Source organism: Alloalcanivorax marinus (genome assembly GCF_016906305.1).
In the GTDB taxonomy this organism is placed as follows: Bacteria; Pseudomonadota; Gammaproteobacteria; order Pseudomonadales; family Alcanivoracaceae; genus Alloalcanivorax; species Alloalcanivorax marinus.
The window spans coordinates 1-1,202 of sequence record NZ_JADDOL010000056.1 but is presented as its reverse complement, the minus strand read 5'-3'; the positions used below and the strand labels follow the sequence as shown (position 1 = coordinate 1,202).

The 1,202-nt window shown below is 55.8% G+C and carries 1 protein-coding gene; it reads left to right on the top strand.

Annotated features, from left to right (window positions below; all coding sequences use genetic code 11):
* Positions 1 to 74: 74 nt before the first annotated feature.
* Positions 75 to 1,153, top strand: a protein-coding gene (locus IM760_RS18755) for an IS3 family transposase (protein ID WP_204431739.1) whose coding sequence is annotated in 2 segments (ribosomal slippage) — positions 75 to 327 and positions 327 to 1,153 — 1,080 coding nt in all. Because the reading frame shifts where the segments join, the coding sequence is not laid out codon by codon here.
* Positions 1,154 to 1,202 lie beyond the last annotated feature (49 nt).

Below are 1,202 nucleotides of genomic sequence, written 5' to 3'. Positions count from 1 at the left end.
TGACCTTCCCCCCGAAATTAAGACCATGAAGACGATGAGATTTCCAGTTACCCTGACTTGGAGGAGATCTCAGCATGAAGAAGAAGCGCTACACTGAGGAGCAAATCATCGGGGCCATCAAGGAGCATGAAGCGGGCGCCAAGGTCGAAGATCTTTGCCGCAAGCTCGGCATCTCCAATGGCACCTTCTACAACTGGCGCAGCAAATACGCAGGCCTGGAGGTCAACGAGGCTAAACGGCTGCGGGAGCTGGAGTCGGAAAACACCAAGCTGAAGAAGCTTCTGGCGGACAAGCTGCTGGAAGTGGAGGCCATGAAGGACGTGCTCTCAAAAAAGTGGTGACGCCTGTGGGGCGCAAGCAGGCGGCACGCCATCTGATTGAGAACCACAGCCTGAGTGAACGGGTGGCCTGCCGGTTGGCGGGTGTTTCCCGGACCGGTTATCGGTATCGGGCTTGTCCACGCGACGATGAGGCGTTACGAGCGCGCCTGAAAGAGCTGGCGACGGAACAGTCCGCGTATGGCTATTTGCTGCTGCATGGGCTGCTCAAAGCCGAAGGCTTGGTCATCAACCGCAAGCGGACCTATCGCATATACACTGAGGAAGGCCTTCAGGTACGTACGAAGCGCCGTAAGAAGCTGCAACGGCCACGCCAACCGCTGGTGCTGCCCCAAGCGGTCAACGAACGCTGGTCGATGGATTTTGTCGCCGACCAACTCGCCAATGGTCGACGGTTCCGGATCCTGAATGTGGTCGACGACTTTTCCCGAGAGGTCGTAGGGCAACTGGTGTCCGTCTCGATCAGTGGCCGCCAGGTCGCCCGATTTTTAAGCCAGCTTGTTGAATCACGTGATAAGCCCAAGACGATTGTCTGCGACAACGGCACTGAATTCACCAGTAAAGCGATGTTTTTCTGGAGTAGAGAGTCGCGAGTCGCGCTTGGCTTTATCCAGCCAGGAAAGCCCACCCAGAATGCCTTTGTCGAGAGCCTGAACGGTAAATTCCGTAACGAATGTTTGAACCGTCACTGGTTCAGAACCCTGGAGGAAGCTAAAGCGGAAATCGATCTGTGGCGCGAGCACTACAACCACGTTCGGCCACACAGTGCTCTGAATTATCTGTCGCCCGTTGAGTACGCTCGCAGGGCGGCGTAATCTGATGAAATCTCATCGATCAGATGGTGCTAACTTGGGGGAAAGGTCA